17 protein-coding genes are annotated in these 18,684 nt (G+C 43.7%); 10 read left to right on the forward strand and 7 right to left on the reverse strand.

What is annotated here, in order from left to right; genetic code table 11:
- Positions 1 to 3: 3 nt before the first annotated feature.
- Together DWX23_RS11815 and DWX23_RS11820 are read right to left on the reverse strand one after the other, a co-directional pair.
- On the reverse strand, positions 4 to 378 hold the full coding sequence (locus DWX23_RS11815; RefSeq protein ID WP_122374768.1) for a DUF86 domain-containing protein: 375 nt from the start codon (positions 376 to 378) through the stop codon (positions 4 to 6).
- Positions 371 to 664 carry a nucleotidyltransferase family protein gene (locus tag DWX23_RS11820; RefSeq protein WP_122374643.1) on the reverse strand — a complete coding sequence of 98 codons (294 nt, stop codon included), beginning with the start codon at positions 662 to 664 and terminating at the stop codon, positions 371 to 373. The genes DWX23_RS11815 and DWX23_RS11820 overlap by 8 nt, the downstream gene beginning before the upstream one ends.
- Before the next feature lie 520 nt (positions 665 to 1,184).
- On the opposite strand from DWX23_RS11820, the gene DWX23_RS11825 reads away from it, so the two are divergent.
- Both DWX23_RS11825 and DWX23_RS11830 read left to right on the forward strand, forming a co-directional pair.
- A complete protein-coding gene (locus tag DWX23_RS11825; protein WP_122374644.1) occupies positions 1,185 to 1,406 on the forward strand; it encodes a hypothetical protein in 222 nt (73 codons plus the stop codon).
- A gap of 193 nt (positions 1,407 to 1,599) precedes the next feature.
- Entirely contained in the window at positions 1,600 to 2,364 is a 765-nt protein-coding gene (locus DWX23_RS11830; protein WP_122374645.1) for a phosphatase PAP2 family protein, read from the forward strand.
- A gap of 1 nt (position 2,365) precedes the next feature.
- Here DWX23_RS11830 and DWX23_RS11835 read toward each other — a convergent pair whose 3' ends face one another.
- Positions 2,366 to 2,992 carry a porin family protein gene (locus DWX23_RS11835; RefSeq protein WP_122374769.1) on the reverse strand — a complete coding sequence of 209 codons (627 nt, stop codon included), beginning with the start codon at positions 2,990 to 2,992 and terminating at the stop codon, positions 2,366 to 2,368.
- A 173-nt stretch (positions 2,993 to 3,165) separates the two neighbouring features.
- Positions 3,166 to 4,224, reverse strand: a complete 1,059-nt coding sequence (locus tag DWX23_RS11840) for a YhcG family protein (RefSeq protein ID WP_122374646.1) — start codon at positions 4,222 to 4,224, stop codon at positions 3,166 to 3,168.
- A gap of 193 nt (positions 4,225 to 4,417) precedes the next feature.
- Here DWX23_RS11840 and DWX23_RS11845 point away from each other — a divergent pair, with 193 nt between their 5' ends.
- Positions 4,418 to 7,027 carry a sensor histidine kinase gene (locus tag DWX23_RS11845; RefSeq protein WP_122374647.1) on the forward strand — a complete coding sequence of 870 codons (2,610 nt, stop codon included), beginning with the start codon at positions 4,418 to 4,420 and terminating at the stop codon, positions 7,025 to 7,027.
- Positions 7,028 to 7,035: 8 nt separating this feature from the next.
- A complete protein-coding gene (locus DWX23_RS11850) occupies positions 7,036 to 7,791 on the forward strand; it encodes a LytTR family DNA-binding domain-containing protein (protein WP_122374648.1) in 756 nt (251 codons plus the stop codon).
- Positions 7,792 to 7,810: 19 nt separating this feature from the next.
- On the opposite strand, the gene DWX23_RS11855 is transcribed toward DWX23_RS11850, so the two are convergent.
- Complete coding sequence (locus DWX23_RS11855) at positions 7,811 to 8,233, reverse strand: hypothetical protein (RefSeq protein ID WP_122374649.1); 423 nt, start codon at positions 8,231 to 8,233, stop codon at positions 7,811 to 7,813.
- 12 nt (positions 8,234 to 8,245) lie between these two features.
- Positions 8,246 to 8,905: a hypothetical protein gene (locus DWX23_RS11860; RefSeq protein ID WP_122374650.1), complete on the reverse strand. Its 660-nt coding sequence runs from the start codon at positions 8,903 to 8,905 to the stop codon at positions 8,246 to 8,248.
- A gap of 264 nt (positions 8,906 to 9,169) precedes the next feature.
- On the opposite strand from DWX23_RS11860, the gene mnmG reads away from it, so the two are divergent.
- The 5 genes from mnmG (at position 9,170) to deoC (ending at position 14,676) form a co-directional block, all read left to right on the forward strand.
- Entirely contained in the window at positions 9,170 to 11,047 is a 1,878-nt protein-coding gene (mnmG, locus tag DWX23_RS11865; protein WP_122374770.1) for a tRNA uridine-5-carboxymethylaminomethyl(34) synthesis enzyme MnmG, read from the forward strand.
- Positions 11,048 to 11,130: 83 nt separating this feature from the next.
- Positions 11,131 to 12,939: an excinuclease ABC subunit UvrC gene (gene uvrC / locus DWX23_RS11870; RefSeq protein WP_122374651.1), complete on the forward strand. Its 1,809-nt coding sequence runs from the start codon at positions 11,131 to 11,133 to the stop codon at positions 12,937 to 12,939.
- Positions 12,940 to 12,948: 9 nt separating this feature from the next.
- Positions 12,949 to 13,401, forward strand: coding sequence for a D-aminoacyl-tRNA deacylase (dtd, locus tag DWX23_RS11875; protein ID WP_122355319.1), 453 nt, complete (start codon positions 12,949 to 12,951; stop codon positions 13,399 to 13,401).
- A 1-nt stretch (position 13,402) separates the two neighbouring features.
- Positions 13,403 to 13,741, forward strand: coding sequence for a nucleotide pyrophosphohydrolase (locus tag DWX23_RS11880; protein WP_122355317.1), 339 nt, complete (start codon positions 13,403 to 13,405; stop codon positions 13,739 to 13,741).
- Entirely contained in the window at positions 13,738 to 14,676 is a 939-nt protein-coding gene (deoC, locus tag DWX23_RS11885; protein ID WP_122355314.1) for a deoxyribose-phosphate aldolase, read from the forward strand. The genes DWX23_RS11880 and deoC overlap by 4 nt, the downstream gene beginning before the upstream one ends.
- Positions 14,677 to 14,816: 140 nt before the next feature.
- Here the strand turns inward: deoC and DWX23_RS11890 are convergent, their stop codons facing one another.
- The gene (locus DWX23_RS11890) at positions 14,817 to 15,791 is read right to left on the reverse strand and encodes a polyprenyl synthetase family protein (RefSeq protein WP_122374652.1); all 975 of its coding nucleotides are present in this window, start codon (positions 15,789 to 15,791) and stop codon (positions 14,817 to 14,819) included.
- Between the two features lie 99 nt (positions 15,792 to 15,890).
- On the opposite strand from DWX23_RS11890, the gene polA reads away from it, so the two are divergent.
- Positions 15,891 to 18,671, forward strand: a complete 2,781-nt coding sequence (gene polA / locus DWX23_RS11895) for a DNA polymerase I (protein ID WP_122374653.1) — start codon at positions 15,891 to 15,893, stop codon at positions 18,669 to 18,671.
- Positions 18,672 to 18,684 lie beyond the last annotated feature (13 nt).

Genomic DNA, 18,684 nt, shown 5'->3' on the forward strand with positions numbered 1-18,684 from the left:
AAATTATATTTGAAGCATATTACTTATTTTTAATACTACAGTCCTCAAAGGAGGTAGGCTCTGTCTGATAACAGCAAAAATAATCTCTTCATCAACATTCGCATATTCATGGGATATGATATTTCTAAGGGCTATTACCTTTCGCCAAGGTATTTCAGGATATTCTGAGAAGAGTTCTCCATTGGTACATTCGTCTATCTTCTTAATATTTTCACCAATGATTTGGAGACGCATCACGCAACCATCAAAAATCAAAACATGTTCCGGGGAAAGCAAAAAGTCATCCGGAGATAGAATCGGTTTGCTCCATTGCATTATCAGATCAATAGACTCAACAATCTGATCGCAACGATCCAGTACTCTTCTTTTATCAAACATAAATGCCATCTTTCAGGATATTATTCTTTAATGCCGGACGCAATGAGTCCCTTAGCCGCACCAAATCGACCTTACATTTACATAAAGCTTCCAATAACTCTTTAAGGTCGAAAATGATAAATGGCTCAACTTTCTCCAATGAAACAAATATATCAAGATCACTCTCTTCTGTATGTTCTCCTCTAGCTACAGAACCAAAAATACCTAGTTCTTTAATACCGAACTGCGGTCCAAACTCTTTTTTAAATTTGGATAATATCTCCTTATATTCTGCTACAGATTTCATAAATATATCGTTTCTACAAAGTTAGAAATAAAATCAATATCTACAATGGCTCTAATTCCTCATTTCTTCAACTATCAATGAGCAGCTCCTATATGAATTTTCCCTCTTTATAATTTTTGTTTCTCCATTTTTTCCTACCTTTGTAAAGGACTCCTCAGCAGAAAGCCCCAGGGTGGGTGCTGGGGAGAGTGGTTTATTTATAAAGAAGACGTTTATTAGCGTTTGTCTTTCGTATTTCAGAACTTCGCAACTTTTGACCTGTCGAAATGATAAATAGCAACAAAGACGTCCTCCTGATATGTTTATACAAGCATCTGTGTATTTCTTACCCAAGAAATATATGGTTTGTAGTACATATCGGCGTGGGCTTTCTGCGTTGCTCGTTCTCGACAGGTGGGCAATGCGAAGGCCCTGAAATACGGGACGGGCGAAGGTAAGATTCCCACGCCTTCTTGTATATAGACTTTCTTTTACAGAAACGAACCACCTAAGGGAGTCGGGTACAAGCCAGGAATTTACCATGATTCATGTTGGACGGCTTATTGAGCTTAAGCTTCATGACCAGGGACGTACAGTTACTTGGTTTGCAACACAATTGTGTTGTACCCGTCCGAATGTATATAAAATTTTCAGCAAGGAAAGTATCGATACCTACCAACTTTGGCGCATCTCCTGCATTCTAGGACACAATTTCTTCCAGGACCTTTCCGAGGCGGTAAAAACCGACCTGTTTACTTCTTAAACACCCTCCCTGTATCCATATATGAAACAAATATGTAAACTATTTGGAACCACCTATTTACCAAACTACACATCCATTTGTCCATATCTTTGCGCTATAAAATTTAACTAAAAAAATACTCCTTTTACGGCTTTATCCAATAAGGTATTTACAGTTGAATATTCGTATAAAATAACTGAACGTGTAAACAAGAATGAAAACAAGCCTATTGTTGTTTCTTCTTCTCTTTGTTCCGGGTGTTCTATGGGCCAATGGAGGGGAAGTTAAAGATACTATCTCAAACACTTATTACGACAAAACGATACAATTCCGCCCACAGCAACTTATACTTCCGGCATCTCTTATACTGGTGGGATCATGGGGTGTTTGTAATGGTTTCCTACAATCGGTCAACCACTCAGTAAAAGATCAGATGACCGACCTGCGAAAGAACCGTTTCTTTCATGCGGACGATTACATACAATACCTGCCAGTTATATCTTATGCTGGTCTGGGCTTGATTGGTGTAAAATCCAAACATTCATTCAAAGAAAGACTCATCATTACAGCCACATCTTATCTCGCAATGGGCATAATGGTAAACGGAACAAAACTAGCCATAGACGAGAAACGACCGGATTCCTCTGCTGAAAATTCTTTTCCTTCGGGACATACCGCCACAGCCTTTATGGGTGCCGAATTGGTCCGTATAGAATACGGTCCGGGATATGGAATCAGTGCGTACCTCATAGCCAGCAGCGTGGCAGCTTTACGTCTTTACAACAATAGGCATTGGCTGAATGATGTACTGGCAGGGGCAGGTATCGGTATTCTGAGTGCCCGTATAGGCTATTGGCTCTTACCTGTCAACAAAAGGCTATTCAGATTAAATAGAAAAGAGAGCACAATGATAATAACATCTCCTTTTTATGATCACGAAAACCAGGCTTTCGGAGCAGCTTTATCCATACGGTTTTAATCTAAAAACGCCATCCGACATTCAATTGGATAACTCCATTATGTTCTTTCCCTTTGAACAGGCAGACACTACCGGGAGCACATTGTGAGTCACGGTAAAGATAAGTACATCCTAAATTGTAATTTGCAGAAAGAACCAATCCCATATCAAAAGCATAACCGGCTCCCATGGAGAAAGACAAATCACAATTTCGAACGTCGTCTTTTATATCTCCCGAAAAAGTTCTTGTCTCGGAAGGCTTATAATTCAATTCGTATTGAAAATCCGTAGCTTTAGCTTTTACATTAATTCCCAGTTGTGGCCCGGCAAACATATGAAATCCCTTATACAAATAAAACTTTACATGAAGAGGTATATTTAAATAATCAACATTCAATTTAGATGTTTCTCCTTTATATTTATACCGATGTCCTTGCATGGAATAATAAATACCTGGTTCCAGTGCAAACAATTTGGAAAAACGAATTTCCCCGGCAACTCCGACATTGACTCCCGGACGCATATCAGCAAAGCTTTCCGGATAGGTATTAGCCAGGTTAAACCCAATACGGGGAATAAAATGAAACTCTTGTGCGGATATCTGAATAGAGATAAGGGCAACAAACAAAAGGAGTACTAACTTTTTCATAACATATTTAATAACATTGTTAAATATATAGATGCCAGATATTATCAACATGTTGCATAAGAACTTAATTTTTAATGTATGCAGGACAAGACTGATCCTCATTCAGAAGCTACTACAAGAAAAAATTATACCGTACCATCGGAATGCCGGGAGAGTTAATCCCTACATTTTCTTTAATCTTTCATATTTCTTTCAATCTCTTCAATCGTAGGCAAACTACTTTTAAATTCTTCGGGTAGAATATTTCGTAAATCGTAAGCCGATACCCCCAAAGGTTTGTGTATGTCAGCTAACGTATATTCGGCAACGACATCTTCTTTATCCTTACAAATCAATAGGCCAATAGTAGGATTATCATCCTGTCTACGCAGCTGACGATCTACAGCCGTTACATAAAAATTCAATTTACCGGCAAACTCCGGCTCGAACTTAACCGTTTTAAGTTCTACCACTATAAAGCACTTCATCCTGAAATGATAAAATAACATATCTATGTAATAAGTGGATTTTCCAACCTGAATTGGAACCTGATGCCCAGCAAAAGCAAAGCCTGTTCCCAGTTCCAACAAAAAACGAGTGAGATTATCAGTCAATGCTTTTTCCAACTCTTTTTCTTTATAGCCATCCGTCAGCATAAGGAAGTCAAAGTTGTAAGGATCTTTTAGTGTCTCCTGAGCTAACTCACTTTGTAACGGAGGAAGAGTTGAAGAAAAGTTTGAAATAGATTTACCTTGAGCATGAAATAAATCGATTTCTATAAAATGAATTAGTATAGCACGACTCCAACCTTCTTGCTTTGTTTTTCTCAAATAGAATAAAGCTTCGTCTACAGATTTACATTTTGTGATTATCTCTGTATGATGTCTCCATGGTATTTCTGCCACAACTTGTGGCAGTTTCTGTTGTTGAAATTCTGCACCAAGTTGGTGCAGTTTTATTTCATTACCAGAATAAAATAAAAACCACTTTTTCATGTACCACAGATTACGAGCTGAAAAACCTTTCATCTCAGGAAAAGCGATACGCAAGTCAGCGCTTAGTTGTTCAATAACGCTATCACCCCAATTGGAAATGGATTGTTTACGAACAATATCAGAGCCAATGCTCCAATACAATTCAAGAAGTTCTGTATTTACTCTTAAAGCCGCTTTGATCTGGCTTTGTCTGATACGCTGTTTGAGTTCTATCAGCCATTGCTGATACTCTTTGTCTGTCTTAATTAAATTGTTCATAGTCTCGGAATTGTTAAAATAAACTTCAATGTTGCAAACATACAACAAAACCTCTAATGAAACAAAGGATAAGCAAAATATCCTTGTGACAGATTCTCACCCAAACCCGCCATTCACTCATTTTTCAACCAGGTGAAAGCCTTTCGCCTATACTTTTGAACTGTAATCGGATTTTTCATTTAAATTTACAGTTATGAAAGCGAGACTCTTATTTTTATTCCTATTCCTATGCCTGACATGGAGCGGATGGGCGGAATCATTTACTCCTTACAGTCGCGATTCTCTAAAAAAAGGGGATTGGTTCACTTTTGAATGTGTTAATTATTATCCTTATGTGGCACCGGGAATTCAAGAAGAGATTCCTTGGAGAGCGGAAAATATCCGAAGAGTTATTATCCGGGCAACAGTGACGGACAGAACGGATAAGTCTATTTCTATTGACTATACGCTGGATAATCTGTATGATTGTCATAATGACCAAAAGAAACAAGGCTTTTATTATTTCGACAGCCGTTACCAGCAAGATTTTGCCTTCAAAGATAGTGTGTCAGGTAAACAGATTTTGCATGCTACGTATGATCGGAAAAGTGGAAAAGCACTCATATCCGACAAAGTGAACTCACTCTACTCCTATTCAAAAGCATATATCCCTTTTGGAGTAAGACAGGAAGGATTATCTACCTATACAGAAGTATCAGTCCATGATTCTTTAGATCTGGAAAAGCTGGTTATTCCAACAGCCGACGATCTCCTGACCGGATGGAAAAAAGATGTACCTAACTTCCCTGTACCGAATACACGGATTATCGAAGCCTCCTTCCCTCTTCCACCGAATACTGAATTTATCTGCTGTGATTTCGATATCGACGCATCCGGAGATTCGACTATTCATAAAAAAATATTTATCCCCTACCCGACAGAATACAAAGTCGGAAAACGAGTGACTTTACTGCTCACTCCGGGAGATTCCATTGTCCAGGATAAAGAAGTTTATGCCAATACACATACCTTCCATTACGAAGGACGAGGAAATGAACAAAACAACCTTCAATATAACTTCATGCGATTCTCTTACTACAATTCTGAATTTTACAGTACCTCTCCCGCCGATCAGAAAAAAGCATTTCAGTCCCGCGATTCTCTTTTTCAAACGGCCTTTGAGAAAGATTTCAAGAAGATGGACCCCTATTGGCGAAGAGTATTTGAACTCTCGGAAGAGTATTTTAAAGGTAGTGAAATCCTACGGCGTTGCATGTTTACCACTGACAAAGATGTCTGGCGCAAAAGCGGCTTACCCGACTGGCAAGCTCCCTACTTTACATCTGTTAGTCCACTCATCGATTATGCATATAGTCTAAAAAAACAGGGTGCAGCAAATTATAATTATTTTTTGTATGTCTATACTATTTATAAAAAACAGGAACTCAAATCGGATAATCTATATCTGAACAAGCAGAAAGGATTAACCCAACAGGAAGACTATCTATTAACTAAACAAATCCTTTCCGGTTATCCAAAATATCAAGTAAACAAAGTTAATCTAAAGGCTTTAATGGGTGAAAAAATGCTATCCGAATTAGAAGCGGATTACAAGGATTTTATCAGTTCCTGCCCGGATACCAGCCTGACAAACGATCTAAAAAACACATACAATAAGCTGTTACCTTTTGAAGCCGGAAAGAATATTAAAGAAACCGATCTGATTATAACTGATAGCCTGCACCTGTCAAAAGGAAACAACCGAAAATACATCCTGTTACAACTATTGACATGGGATGGTCTTCCCGCCAATAATCTCCAAAACGCACTCGACTTGAAACAGCGTATTGAAGCGGAAGGACTAACTTCCACCATACAACTCGAACTATACTCAAAGTTTTCCTCTCATAATGCTGAGAAGGTAAAGCCATACAAAGTTATACCCAGCCAGCAAGTACAAGATTTAAAGTCTAAGGGTATCTACCCACTCACCATTCTGATGCGCGAAGACGGAACTATTCTCTATCGGAGACTCTGGGATTTTGACATAGACACAATCATCGATTTAGTTAAAAAAGACCTGAACAGAGAAGATAAGTCCTTCAACGATTTCATAAAAGGATTCAAAGAAGGTGTTATAGGTGCGCTTTTACTCGCTGCGATCATCGGTCTTATTTACTATTTCCGAACCAAAAACAAACAAAAGCAGGAGCTTAACCGCCGTCGTATCCGCGAACTCGAGTTGCGTGCGATCCGTTCCCAGATGAACCCGCATTTCATCTTTAATGCACTCAGTTCGATCCAGAATCTGATCAATCGTTCAGCCAATCAGGAGGCGAATAAATATCTGATCGACTTCTCCCGCTTACTGCGAAAGGTACTGGCTACGTCCGAAAAGAAACTGGTTACCCTCTCCGACGAGATCGAACAACTACAGTTGTATCTGAAACTGGAACAGCTGCGTTTCCCCTTCTCCTACTCCCTGACGGTAGACGAAAATATCCAGCCGGATACGATCGAAATACCGGGAATGCTGATACAACCCTTCGTCGAAAATGCAGTTAAACACGGAATCGCTCCGCGCGGTACCGGAGAGATTATAATTAGATTATCTTTGCAAAACCAGTTATTGATAATCGACATCACTGACGATGGTCCCGGACTGGATACAGAGGCAAATGGAGGCTTCGGCATCCGTGCCGTCACCAATGAATTTGAAATATTGAAAACATTATACAACACGGAAATCGGTGTTACGATCGAAAACAGACAAGAGAAAGAAGCTGTTTCCGGTTGCCATGTCCGGTTATCCATTCCTTTATAAGACAAAATATGGATACGAAAATAACCGCAGCAATTGTAGATGACGAGCAGGGGAACCGCGAGAACCTGCTCCGCATGATCGGGACTTATTGCCCGCAGATCAGTATATCGGCCATCTGCAGTTCCGTTACGGAAGCTCGTACCGTCCTACCCGAAGTAAAACCGGATATCCTTTTTCTGGATATCCGGCTGGGTGACGATACCGGTTTTTCCCTCCTCGAAAATCTTCCGGATATTCCTTTCGAGGTGATTTTTGTAACCGCTTACGACAGCTATGCGATCCAGGCAATCCGTTTCAGTGCACTCGACTATTTACTGAAGCCTATCGACCCGGAAGAACTGACACATGCCGTAGACAAAGCAGTCCTGGTCGTCTTACGAAAACAGGAAAACAAACGGATGCAGAACCTTCTTCAAAACACGCGGGCAATAGATAAACAAAAGAAAATAGCGCTGTCGGTCGCCGACAAAATAGAATTCGTAGAGATCGGCTCCATCATCCGCTGCGAATCGGAAAGCAATTATACGACCTTCTATTTAAAGACAGGAGAGAAACTGATTGTCTCCAAAACATTGAAAGACTTCGACGAATTGCTGACGCCCTATCATTTTCTGCGCGTGCACCAATCGCATCTGATCAACCTGGATGAGATCAAAAGCTTCATCAAAAGCGACGGAGGATATATCCGTATGAAAGACGGTTCGTCCATCAGCATTTCACGGCAACGGCGCAACTATGTGATGGAAGTTTTAAAACAGCTATAACCCCCTCGCCCAAATTCATTCACTCCTTATATTTCAGGTCGAAACGCCCCTTTGTCATACGCCCGCCTTCGAAAGTACCGCTAAATATTCCGTCAGACATACGGGTAATGTGTACTTTCCCATCCTCTATATTTTGATTATCAAAAGACACATTTGTATACGGAAGTGTTTCACCCTGTTTGGGGTTGGCTATCGTAAAACGGAGAAACGAGTCGAAACCGACCTGTGCCGAAATCGTCATACTGGTACTATCTTGCAGTTTTGCATATTCGGCAGCCGGCAAACTCCACCGGCCACTGACATACACCCAGCCATCTATCAGGCAGCCTAACGTATTCTCCCCGGTCGTAGTCGTCTCGGGCATGAGCGTCGGATCGACCGATTTATTTTCTTCACAGGCTACGCAAAAAAACAACAAACAGATAAATAATATATGTCTCATAACAGTCTCTGATTAAAAGTGAAAATTCATACCGAACAACAAGGATAATTGGGAGAAGCAGCCCCCGCCTCCATTCAATTCAGGCGATTCGACCTGCCATTTCTGACCGTGATATTTGACGGAATAACTTTCGGAGGACGTGACAATCCAGTTCAGTTTTGCAGAAATACCCACATGCGATGAGAGAAGATATTCACCACCGGCTGAAAGATTATATGCCAACTTATTCATAGACACATCCCGGGGCTTATCGTACACGAAGCTTTTATCTTTATAATACTGATACCCCACGCCGGTCGACAAAGAGAGATTATATTTTTGCTTCACCATAAATAAAGCAATCTGAGGCGCGATATAATGCATCAGAAGCTTGTCAGAACCTTCGTCATGAGTTCCCTTATACCGGCCACCCTGATAAATGAGCCCCGGAGAGAGTTTAAACGAATTGAAGATATATTTATCTCCTAAAAAATAGTAATTGACATCCCAGGCTACCCCATTCCTCAGATCATTACGATAGGTGTCGGAATTGCTTGTGATCCCGATCATTTTTCCCAGATACCAGGAAGGTCCTGCATGGATGGAAAACATCGATTTTCCGATCGACGCCTCCTGGGCACAAAGCGACACAGTCTGTATCAACAGCCCTAATAAAAGTACATACTTTTTCATAACGTTTTTTTTAGACTTACAGTAAATAAGATGTATTTGAACCGCCAAATGCTGCATAGCCTTCTAAGAGTTTTATCTTATATAAAAAACATGATAATCCGGTTAGAGTCATCATAAAAGCCAAAGACTGCCGATGCCGAGATCTATCCTGCCGGGTTAGCCTAATCTTTAACGAAACAAAGCATAAGCAAAATATCCTTTGGGATGATGACTAAAAGGCGGAGTATGACTATCTTTGCAGAAGAAACAAAGATAATTACGACAATGACTTTCAATTACGATGTGATCGTGGTAGGTGCCGGTCATGCAGGCTGTGAAGCCGCAGCAGCTGCCGCCAACCTGGGTTCAAAAACGCTTCTTATCACAATGGACATGAACAAGATTGCACAGATGAGTTGCAATCCGGCTGTAGGCGGTATCGCCAAAGGGCAGATTGTTCGTGAGATCGATGCGCTGGGAGGGTATATGGGTATTGTTACAGACAAAACAGCCATCCAGTTCCGCATGTTGAACCGGAGTAAAGGTCCTGCCATGTGGAGCCCGCGCTCGCAAAGCGACCGTGCCCGCTTCATCGATTGCTGGCGGGGAATACTGGAAAATCTTCCGAATTTATATATCTGGCAGGATACAGTCCGGGAAATCATATTGGACGGAGACACTGTTTGCGGTGTTAAAACCAATATGAATGTAGAATTTCGTGCGAAGAGTGTGGTTCTGACCAACGGTACTTTCCTGAACGGCTTGATGCATATCGGCCGGACGCAAATACGCGGCGGACGTATCTCCGAACCGGCTGCTACCGGATTGACGGAACAGTTGGTTTCTTTAGGCATCAAATCGGAACGGATGAAAACCGGAACTCCGGTTCGTATCGACGGACGGAGCGTACACTTCGATGAAATGGGTGAACAACCGGGAGAGAACGATTTCCATAAGTTCTCCTATCTCGATTTCCAACCACGCCCGTTAAAACAACTCAGTTGCTGGACCACTTTCACCAACGAAGCCTGTCACGAGATTTTGCGCGAAGGCCTCCCCGACTCTCCGTTATACAACGGACAAATTCAGAGTATCGGACCGCGTTACTGTCCAAGTATCGAAACGAAGATCGTCACTTTTGCCGATAAGAACCAGCATCAGCTATTCTTAGAACCGGAAGGTGAAACGACACAGGAATATTACCTGAACGGTTTCTCCTCTTCTCTCCCACTCGATATCCAGTTACGTGCCCTGCAAGCCATCCCGGCATTCAGGGATATCCGTATTTATCGTCCGGGATATGCTATCGAATACGACTTTTTCGACCCGACACAGTTACATCATAACCTGGAGACAAAACAAATCCGCAACCTGTTCTTTGCCGGACAGATCAACGGGACTACCGGATATGAAGAAGCAGGCGGACAAGGACTCATGGCTGGTATCAACGCCCACATCAATTGTCACGGCGGCGAGCCTTTCATCCTGGGCCGGGACGAGGCCTACATCGGTGTATTGATCGACGACCTCGTCACAAAAGGGGTGGACGAACCTTACCGTATGTTTACCTCCCGTGCCGAATACCGCATCCTGCTCCGGCAAGACGATGCCGATATGCGACTGACAGAAAAGTCCTATCAAATAGGATTGGCAAAACAAGATCGTTACGACCTGCTCACGGAGAAAAGAGAGCAACGGGATGCAATCATCAGCTTTGCAGAAAACTATTCCGTAAAGCCCCAATATATAAATTCGGGATTGGAGAATCTGGGAACTACCCCACTCTCTCACGGCTGTAAACTGATCGACCTGATCCCTCGCCCGCAAGTTACACTGGAGAACATTGCCGAGCTTGTTCCTGCATTCCGTGCAGAGCTGGACAAAGTATCTGTTGCCCGCAAAGAAGAGATCATCGAAGCGGCAGAAATCCTGATTAAATACAGCGGTTATATCCGCCGCGAACAGATCATCGCAGACAAGATAAACCGCCTGGAAAATATTCATATCAAAGGCAAATTCGATTACAATTCGATCCAGTCTTTATCGACGGAAGCGCGGCAAAAACTAACACGGATAGACCCGGACACGATTGCCCAGGCAAGCCGTATCCCGGGCATTTCCCCGAGCGACATCAACATACTGCTGGTACTGCTCGGAAGATAAAACACGAATTGTTCCACGTGAAACATTTACTTCAGGTAAAAGAAGGTAAAACACTGGGAATAGGACAGAAAGAGTAAAACAAAATGAGTGCGGAAACTGAGAAACATATTAAAATGATCCTTTCGATCCTGCCGGACAAGCCTGGTTGCTACCAGTACTTCGACGAGAAAGGAACCATCATTTATGTAGGCAAGGCGAAGAACCTGAAGCGCCGTGTATCCTCCTATTTCAACAAGGAACACGACAGCAACAAGACACGTGTATTGGTTAAGCAAATCCGCGACATCAAATACATTGTTGTAGATACGGAAGAAGACGCCCTCCTACTCGAAAACAATCTGATCAAACAGTACCGTCCACGCTATAATGTTTTGCTGAAGGATGATAAAACTTATCCTTCCATTACCGTCAAAAACGAATATTTTCCACGCATCTTCCAGACCCGGAATATCGTCAAAGACGGTTCGCAATATTATGGTCCCTACCCATCTGTATATACAGCCAAAGTCATGCTGCAGATGTTGAAAGAACTTTATCCGCTGCGTACCTGTAAATACCCGTTGACACCCGAATCGATTGCTGCCGGGAAATACGATGTTTGTCTGGAATACCACATCAAACGTTGCAAAGGACCTTGCATCGGACTGCAATCGCACGAAGAGTACCAGAAGAATATTTCCGAAATAAAGGAAATACTTCGTGGAAATATTTCCCAGATCAGCAAACATCTGTACGAGGAGATGCAGGCACTGGCTGCCGAACTAAAGTTTGAAGAGGCTCAAAAGATAAAAGAGAAATACGAAGTGATCGAGAATTACCGTTCAAAGTCGACGGTAGTTACGCCAATGCTTCACAATATAGATGTATTCTCTTTCGCAGAGAACGAGAAGTCCGCCTACATTAATTTCATGCATATCGGAAACGGGGCAATTGTACAGGCCTATACGTTTGAATACAAGAAACGCCTGGATGAAACGAAAGAAGAACTGTTAAGCCTGGGTATCGTAGAAATGCGCGACAGGTTTAAAAGTACGGCACGCGAGATCATCATCCCTTTTGAAGTGGAGATGGAGTTGGGAAACGTTTCCTTCACCGTTCCGCAGCGCGGGGATAAAAGGAAATTGCTGGAACTTTCGGAAATGAACGTAAAGCAGTTCAAGGTAGACCGTTTGAAGCAGGCAGAAAAACTCAACCCGGAACAACGGAGCACACGTATCCTGAAAGAAGTACAGGACGCTTTGCACCTCCCCAAACTGCCTATCCATATCGAATGTTTCGATAACTCGAATATACAAGGCAGCGATGCTGTTGCAGCCTGCGTCGTCTTCAAAATGGCGAAGCCATCGAAGAAAGACTATCGCAAATACATCATTAAAACAGTTGTCGGGCCCGATGATTATGCCTCCATGAAAGAGGTGGTACGCCGCCGTTACCAGCGTGCGATCAACGAAGGTTCTCCCCTGCCCGACCTGATTCTTACCGACGGTGGAAAGGGACAAATGGAAGTCGTCCGCGAAGTGATCCAGGACGAACTCCACCTGGACATACCGATAGCCGGCCTGGCGAAAGACGGAAAACACCGGACTTCGGAATTGCTTTTCGGCTTCCCTCCCATAACTGTAGGTATGCCGATACAAAGCCAGATGTTCCGGTTCTTCACCCAGATACAGGACGAGGTGCACCGCTTTGCCATCACGTTCCATAAGGACAAGCGAAGCAAAAGCCAGACACGCTCCGAACTGGACACCATCAAAGGGATCGGCGAGAAAACAAAAGTACTGCTTCTGCGTCATTACAAGAGCGTAAAAAGAATCCGCGAAGCCAGCTTCGATGAATTGAAAGAATTGATCGGTGAAGCAAAAACAAAAGCATTAATAAATGGTTTAAAGTAAACATATAGAATGAGAACAGTTATACAGCGTGTACAGCATTGTTCCGTAACGATCGACGGAGAACTCAGGTCACGGATAGGGAACGGAATGCTGGTATTGGTCGGTATTGAAGACCGCGATACACAGGAAGACATCGAATGGTTATGCAAGAAGATTGCCAATCTGCGTATTTTCGACGATGAAAACGGCGTTATGAACCGTTCTGTGATCGAATCGGGAGGCGAGGTAATGGTGGTTAGCCAGTTTACCCTCCATGCCTCTACAAAGAAAGGAAACCGCCCCTCTTACATCAAGGCTTCCAAACCGGAGTTTGCCATCCCGATGTACGAATCGTTCTGTGCCGAGATGGGGTTGCAGATCGGTAAGCCCGTTTCCACCGGAGAATTTGGGGCTGATATGAAAATAGAATTGTTGAACGATGGGCCGGTCACCATCCTGATCGACTCGCAAAACAAAGAATAAGATGGCAGATATTACCCTGCAGGAAGCCCAAGAAAAAGTGGACCAATGGATCAAGACATACGGTGTCCGCTATTTCAACGAGCTTACCAATATGACGATCCTGACCGAGGAAGTAGGCGAACTGGCCCGGATCATGGCACGTACCTACGGTGAACAATCGTTCAAGGAAAGCGATAAAAACCGCGATCTGGGCGATGAAATGGCAGATGTACTATGGGTACTGATCTGCCTGGCAAATCAGACCGGCGTAGACCTGACCGCTGCATTCGAAAAGAACCTGCAGAAGAAGACAAGCCGGGATAAAGAAAGACATATAAACAATAAAAAATTAGATGTATGACACACGAACACAATTGCAGTTGCGGTCACGACCATGATCATGAACACCATCACGACCATGAACACGAGCACATGGATAAATACCATGAAGCGTTCAGTAAATTCGATCCGGCCGGAACGGAAGAGATAGTAGGGAAACACGTCGTTTCAATCCTGGACAAACATGAAAAAGAGAACTTCACCCCCGAAGTACTGAAACAAATCCACGGATTCATCGACCTGACCTCTCTGACCAGCATCGATACAAAGGAAAGTATATGGAAGCTGGTGGACCGGGTAAACGATTTTGAAGGAACCCGCCCCGACGTACCGAATGTCGCTGCAATCTGCACCTATCCCCTCTTTGTGGAAACGGTTAAACAGGCACTGGCGGCACAGGAGGTAAAGATCGCTTCGGTAGCCGGAGGCTTCCCCTCTTCGCAGACATTTACAGAAGTAAAAATCGCGGAAACAGCCATGGCTATCATGTCGGGAGCCGACGAAATAGATGTGGTAATGAACCTCGGATATTTTATGGAAGAGAACTATGAAGAGCTGACCGAAGAGATACAGGAGATCAAAGACAGTTGCCGCGAAGGCAAATTAAAAGTCATTCTGGAAACCGGCGCCTTGCTCACTCCGGAAAATATTCAGAAAGCGGCCGTTTTAGCCCTCTATTCCGGTGCAGATTTCATCAAGACATCGACAGGAAAGGGTTATCCCGGCGCAACCCCGGAAGCCGTCTACACAATGTGCAAAGTACTCAAAAAGTACCATTCCATCACAGGAAAACAGATCGGTATTAAAGTATCCGGTGGTGTTCGTACCGCAGAAGACGCCGTTAAATACTACACGATCGTCAAGGAGGTGCTGGGCAGCGAATGGCTGAATAAAGATTTGTTCCGTATCGGAGCCAGCAGCCTGGTGGAAGATATCGAACACCGGCTGGGTAAATAAAGGTAAAGGAGCTATAACCTAAAAAAGGGGACGCAGACGACGCAGAAAACGCAGACGGACGCAGATTTTTGAATAATTTCTATCTGCGTCCGTCTGCGCAATCTGCGTTCCTTTTCTAAATGTAGAATAACAGTATCTTGTTATTTCTGTCGTTCCATAATATAATCAGCCAAAGCAAGCAATCCCTCGCGGGCTTCCGATTCCGGCAGTTGCATAAGCACTTCAACAGCCTTATCGTGATATTCCTTCATCCGTAATTCGGCATATTCGATTCCCCCGTTCGCTTTGGCAAACTCGATCAAAGCATCGATATTACCGGCAGAGAAGTCCTTTTCATTGATCACTTTCAGGAAAGATTCCACCTCTTCTCTCCTACCGCTTTCAAGGGCATGCAACAAGGGTAATGTTACCTTTCCCTCACGTATATCATTTCCGGTAGGTTTACCGATATTCATTTCTTTAAAATAGTCGAAGATATCATCCTTGATCTGGAAACAATACCCCAGGTATTCACCGAACTGCCGGCATTTACGCACCAGTTCCGGCGAAGCATCTGCCGATATAGCCCCGATCTCCGTACAGGAAGAAAGCAGCGTAGCCGTCTTTTTCTTGATCACCTGCATGTAACAAGCCTCGTCGAGAATAGCTTTCTCGGCCGTCTCCAACTGCTTGATCTCACCTTCCGACAAGTCGCGCCCCAGGTTAGATACGATATTTATGATTTGCAGATTACCGGTCTGAATCGAACGGATCAATGCAGTAGAAAGGACATAATCTCCCACCAGTACGGAAATACGATTATCGAAAACAGCATTCAGGGAGGGAACTCCCCGGCGTTCTTTCGTCTCATCTATTACATCGTCGTGTATCAGGGTGGCAGTATGCAACAATTCGAGAAAAACAGCCGAATTGATCGTATGATCTGTTACCTTTCCACAAGCTTTTGCCGTAAGCAATACCAATAACGGACGAACATGTTTACCGCTGGCATGCAAGATCTGGTCGATAGCCGCTTGCAGTCTATGCGTCTCGCTACGAAGCGAATCCGCAAACTCATCATTAAAGCGTTTAAACTCTTCCGCAACCGGTTGTTCTATTTTCTTTCTATCTTTCATAATCTATTCAAAGATTCGCAAAAGTAACAAAAAGTATTGAGTAAGCGAGTTTTTTCGTACATTTACCGTCTATTGTCACCCTAAAACGTGTTAAAAGAGATGAAGCTATTCCTTATAGACGCGTATGCACTGATCTATCGGTCGTACTACGCATTTCTTAAAAATCCGCGGATCAACTCGAAAGGCATGAACACTTCTGCCATTTTCGGGTTTATCAACAGTCTGGAAGATGTGTTGAAACGTGAGAATCCAACGCATATTGCCGTTGCTTTCGACCCGAAAGGCCCGACATTCCGTCACGAAGCATACGAATTATATAAGGCACAGCGGGAAGAAACCCCGGAAGTGATCCGGCAGTCCGTCCCTATTATCAAGGATATTATCGAAGCATACAATATCCCCATACTGGAAGTCCCCCGCTACGAAGCCGACGATGTAATCGGTACCGTTTCCAAGCAGGCGGAAAAAGAAGGGTTCGAAGTCTATATGATGACACCGGACAAAGATTACGGACAACTGGTGTCCGAACATATATTTATGTACCGTCCTAAATTCGGAGGCGACTACGAAGTGATGGGCGTACAGGAAGTATTGAATAAATATTCGCTGACTTCGGTCGACCAGGTGATCGACCTTCTTGGACTGATGGGCGACAGCTCCGATAACATTCCGGGTTGTCCGGGTGTCGGAGAAAAGACAGCACAGAAATTACTCGATGAATTCGGTTCTATCGAAAACCTGCTGGAGAATACCGACAAGCTGAAAGGCTCCCTCCAGAAAAAGGTATCGGAGAATGCCGAACAGATTCGTTTCTCAAAATTCCTGGCTACGATCAAGACAGATGTTCCCATCCAGTTCGATGCCGTTAAATGTGTCCGGGAAAAACCAAACGAAGCTCGTCTGACCGAGATTTACACGGAATTAGAATTTAGAACATTTATTAACAAAATGACTGCAGAGGAGAAAAAGCCCGCTCCTGCCCCCAAAGTGACAAAAGGGCCTGTTCAAGGCAATCTCTTTGACTTATTTGCGACCGAGGTTCCGAGTGTTCCAAAATATTCGACTCTCGCGAGCTTAAAAACGACCCCTCACAATTACATAACCGTTGATTCTGAGGAAGAAAGAGCCAAATTAGGCCGATTTTTACTGGATCAGGATTTTTTTGCTTTTGACACGGAAACCGATGGCATCGACCCATTGACAGCCGGATTGGTCGGAATGTCGTTCTCCGTAAAGGAAAACGAAGCATGGTATGTCCCGGTTCCTGCCGATAAGGAAGAAGCGGCAAAAATTGTTGCTCACTTCTCCCCTGCCCTGCAAAACCCGAAATCGCAAAAAATAGGACAGAATATAAAATTCGATATAATGGTCCTTCGCAAATACGATGTCCGGGTAGCCGGTCCGTTGTTCGACACCATGATCGCCCATTACCTGCTCAACCCCGAGTTGCGTCATGGGATGGACTACCTCGCGGAGACCTATCTCAAATATAAACCGGTCCCCATCTCGGAGCTTATCGGTCCGAAGGGAAAGAACCAGCTATGCATGCGCGATGTCCCGCTCAGTAAAATAGCCGAGTATGCCGCCGAAGATGCTGATGTCACATTAAAGCTCAAACATTTCTTTGCGCCCGAACTGAAGAAAACAGGGATCGAATCTTTATTCTTCGACATCGAGATGCCATTGATATATGTATTGGCAGAAATGGAGTTGACAGGTGTCAAGCTCGACACGGTCGCCTTGAAACAGTCATCGGAAGAACTGACCGAGGCATTACTCAAACTGGAAAAGGAGATCTATGAACTGGCAGGTACCAAATTCAACATCAACTCCAGCAAGCAGGTCGGCGAGATCCTTTTCGAACGGCTGAAGATAGAGGAAAAAGCAAAAAAGACAAAAACAGGCAGTTACAGTACCAGCGAAGATGTGCTGGAAAAACTACGATCGAAACATCCGGTCGTAGACAAACTGCTCGAATACCGGGGACTGAAAAAACTGTTGAGTACCTATATCGATGCACTGCCCGAACTGATCAGTCCGGTAACAGGCAAGGTACATACTTCCTATAACCAGACGGTGACCGCCACCGGACGCCTGAGTTCGACCAATCCGAACCTCCAGAATATCCCTATCCGTGATGAACTGGGACGCGAAATCCGTAAAGCGTTCATTCCCGATAACGCAGATTGTACCTTCTTCTCTGCCGACTATTCGCAGATCGAATTACGTATCATGGCTCATCTCAGCAACGATGAGCATATGATCGAAGCATTCCGCAGCGGAGCCGATATCCATGCTGCCACAGCCGCAAAAATATACGGCATTCCGGTAGAGGAAGTAAGCAGCGATATGCGGCGTAAGGCAAAAACAGCCAATTTCGGGATCATCTACGGCATCTCTATATTCGGCCTTGCCGAACGGTTGAACATTCCCCGGGCGGAATCCAAAGAACTGATAGAAGGTTATTTCAAAAGCTATCCGGGTATCCGCGATTATATGGACGAAAGTATCCGTATTGCCAAAGAAAAAGGATATGTCGAAACAATCTTCAAACGCAAACGTTACCTGCCGGATATCAATTCACATAATGCCATCGTCCGCGGTTATGCCGAACGAAATGCGATCAACGCCCCTATCCAGGGAAGTGCAGCCGACATTATCAAGGTAGCTATGGTACGTATCTTCAACCGTTTCGAAGCAGAAGGTTTGAAGAGCAAAATGATCCTCCAGGTACACGATGAATTGAACTTCAATGTCTGCAATGACGAGCTGGAAAAAGTAAAACAGATCGTCCTGGAAGAAATGGAAGGTGCCATCAAGCTACAGGTTCCGCTGATCGCCGATTGCGGCGAGGGTGTAAACTGGCTGGAAGCACATTGACAAGAAAAACAAG

The organism is Parabacteroides sp. AF18-52, assembly GCF_003479145.1.
GTDB lineage: Bacteria > Bacteroidota > Bacteroidia > Bacteroidales > Tannerellaceae > Parabacteroides > Parabacteroides faecis.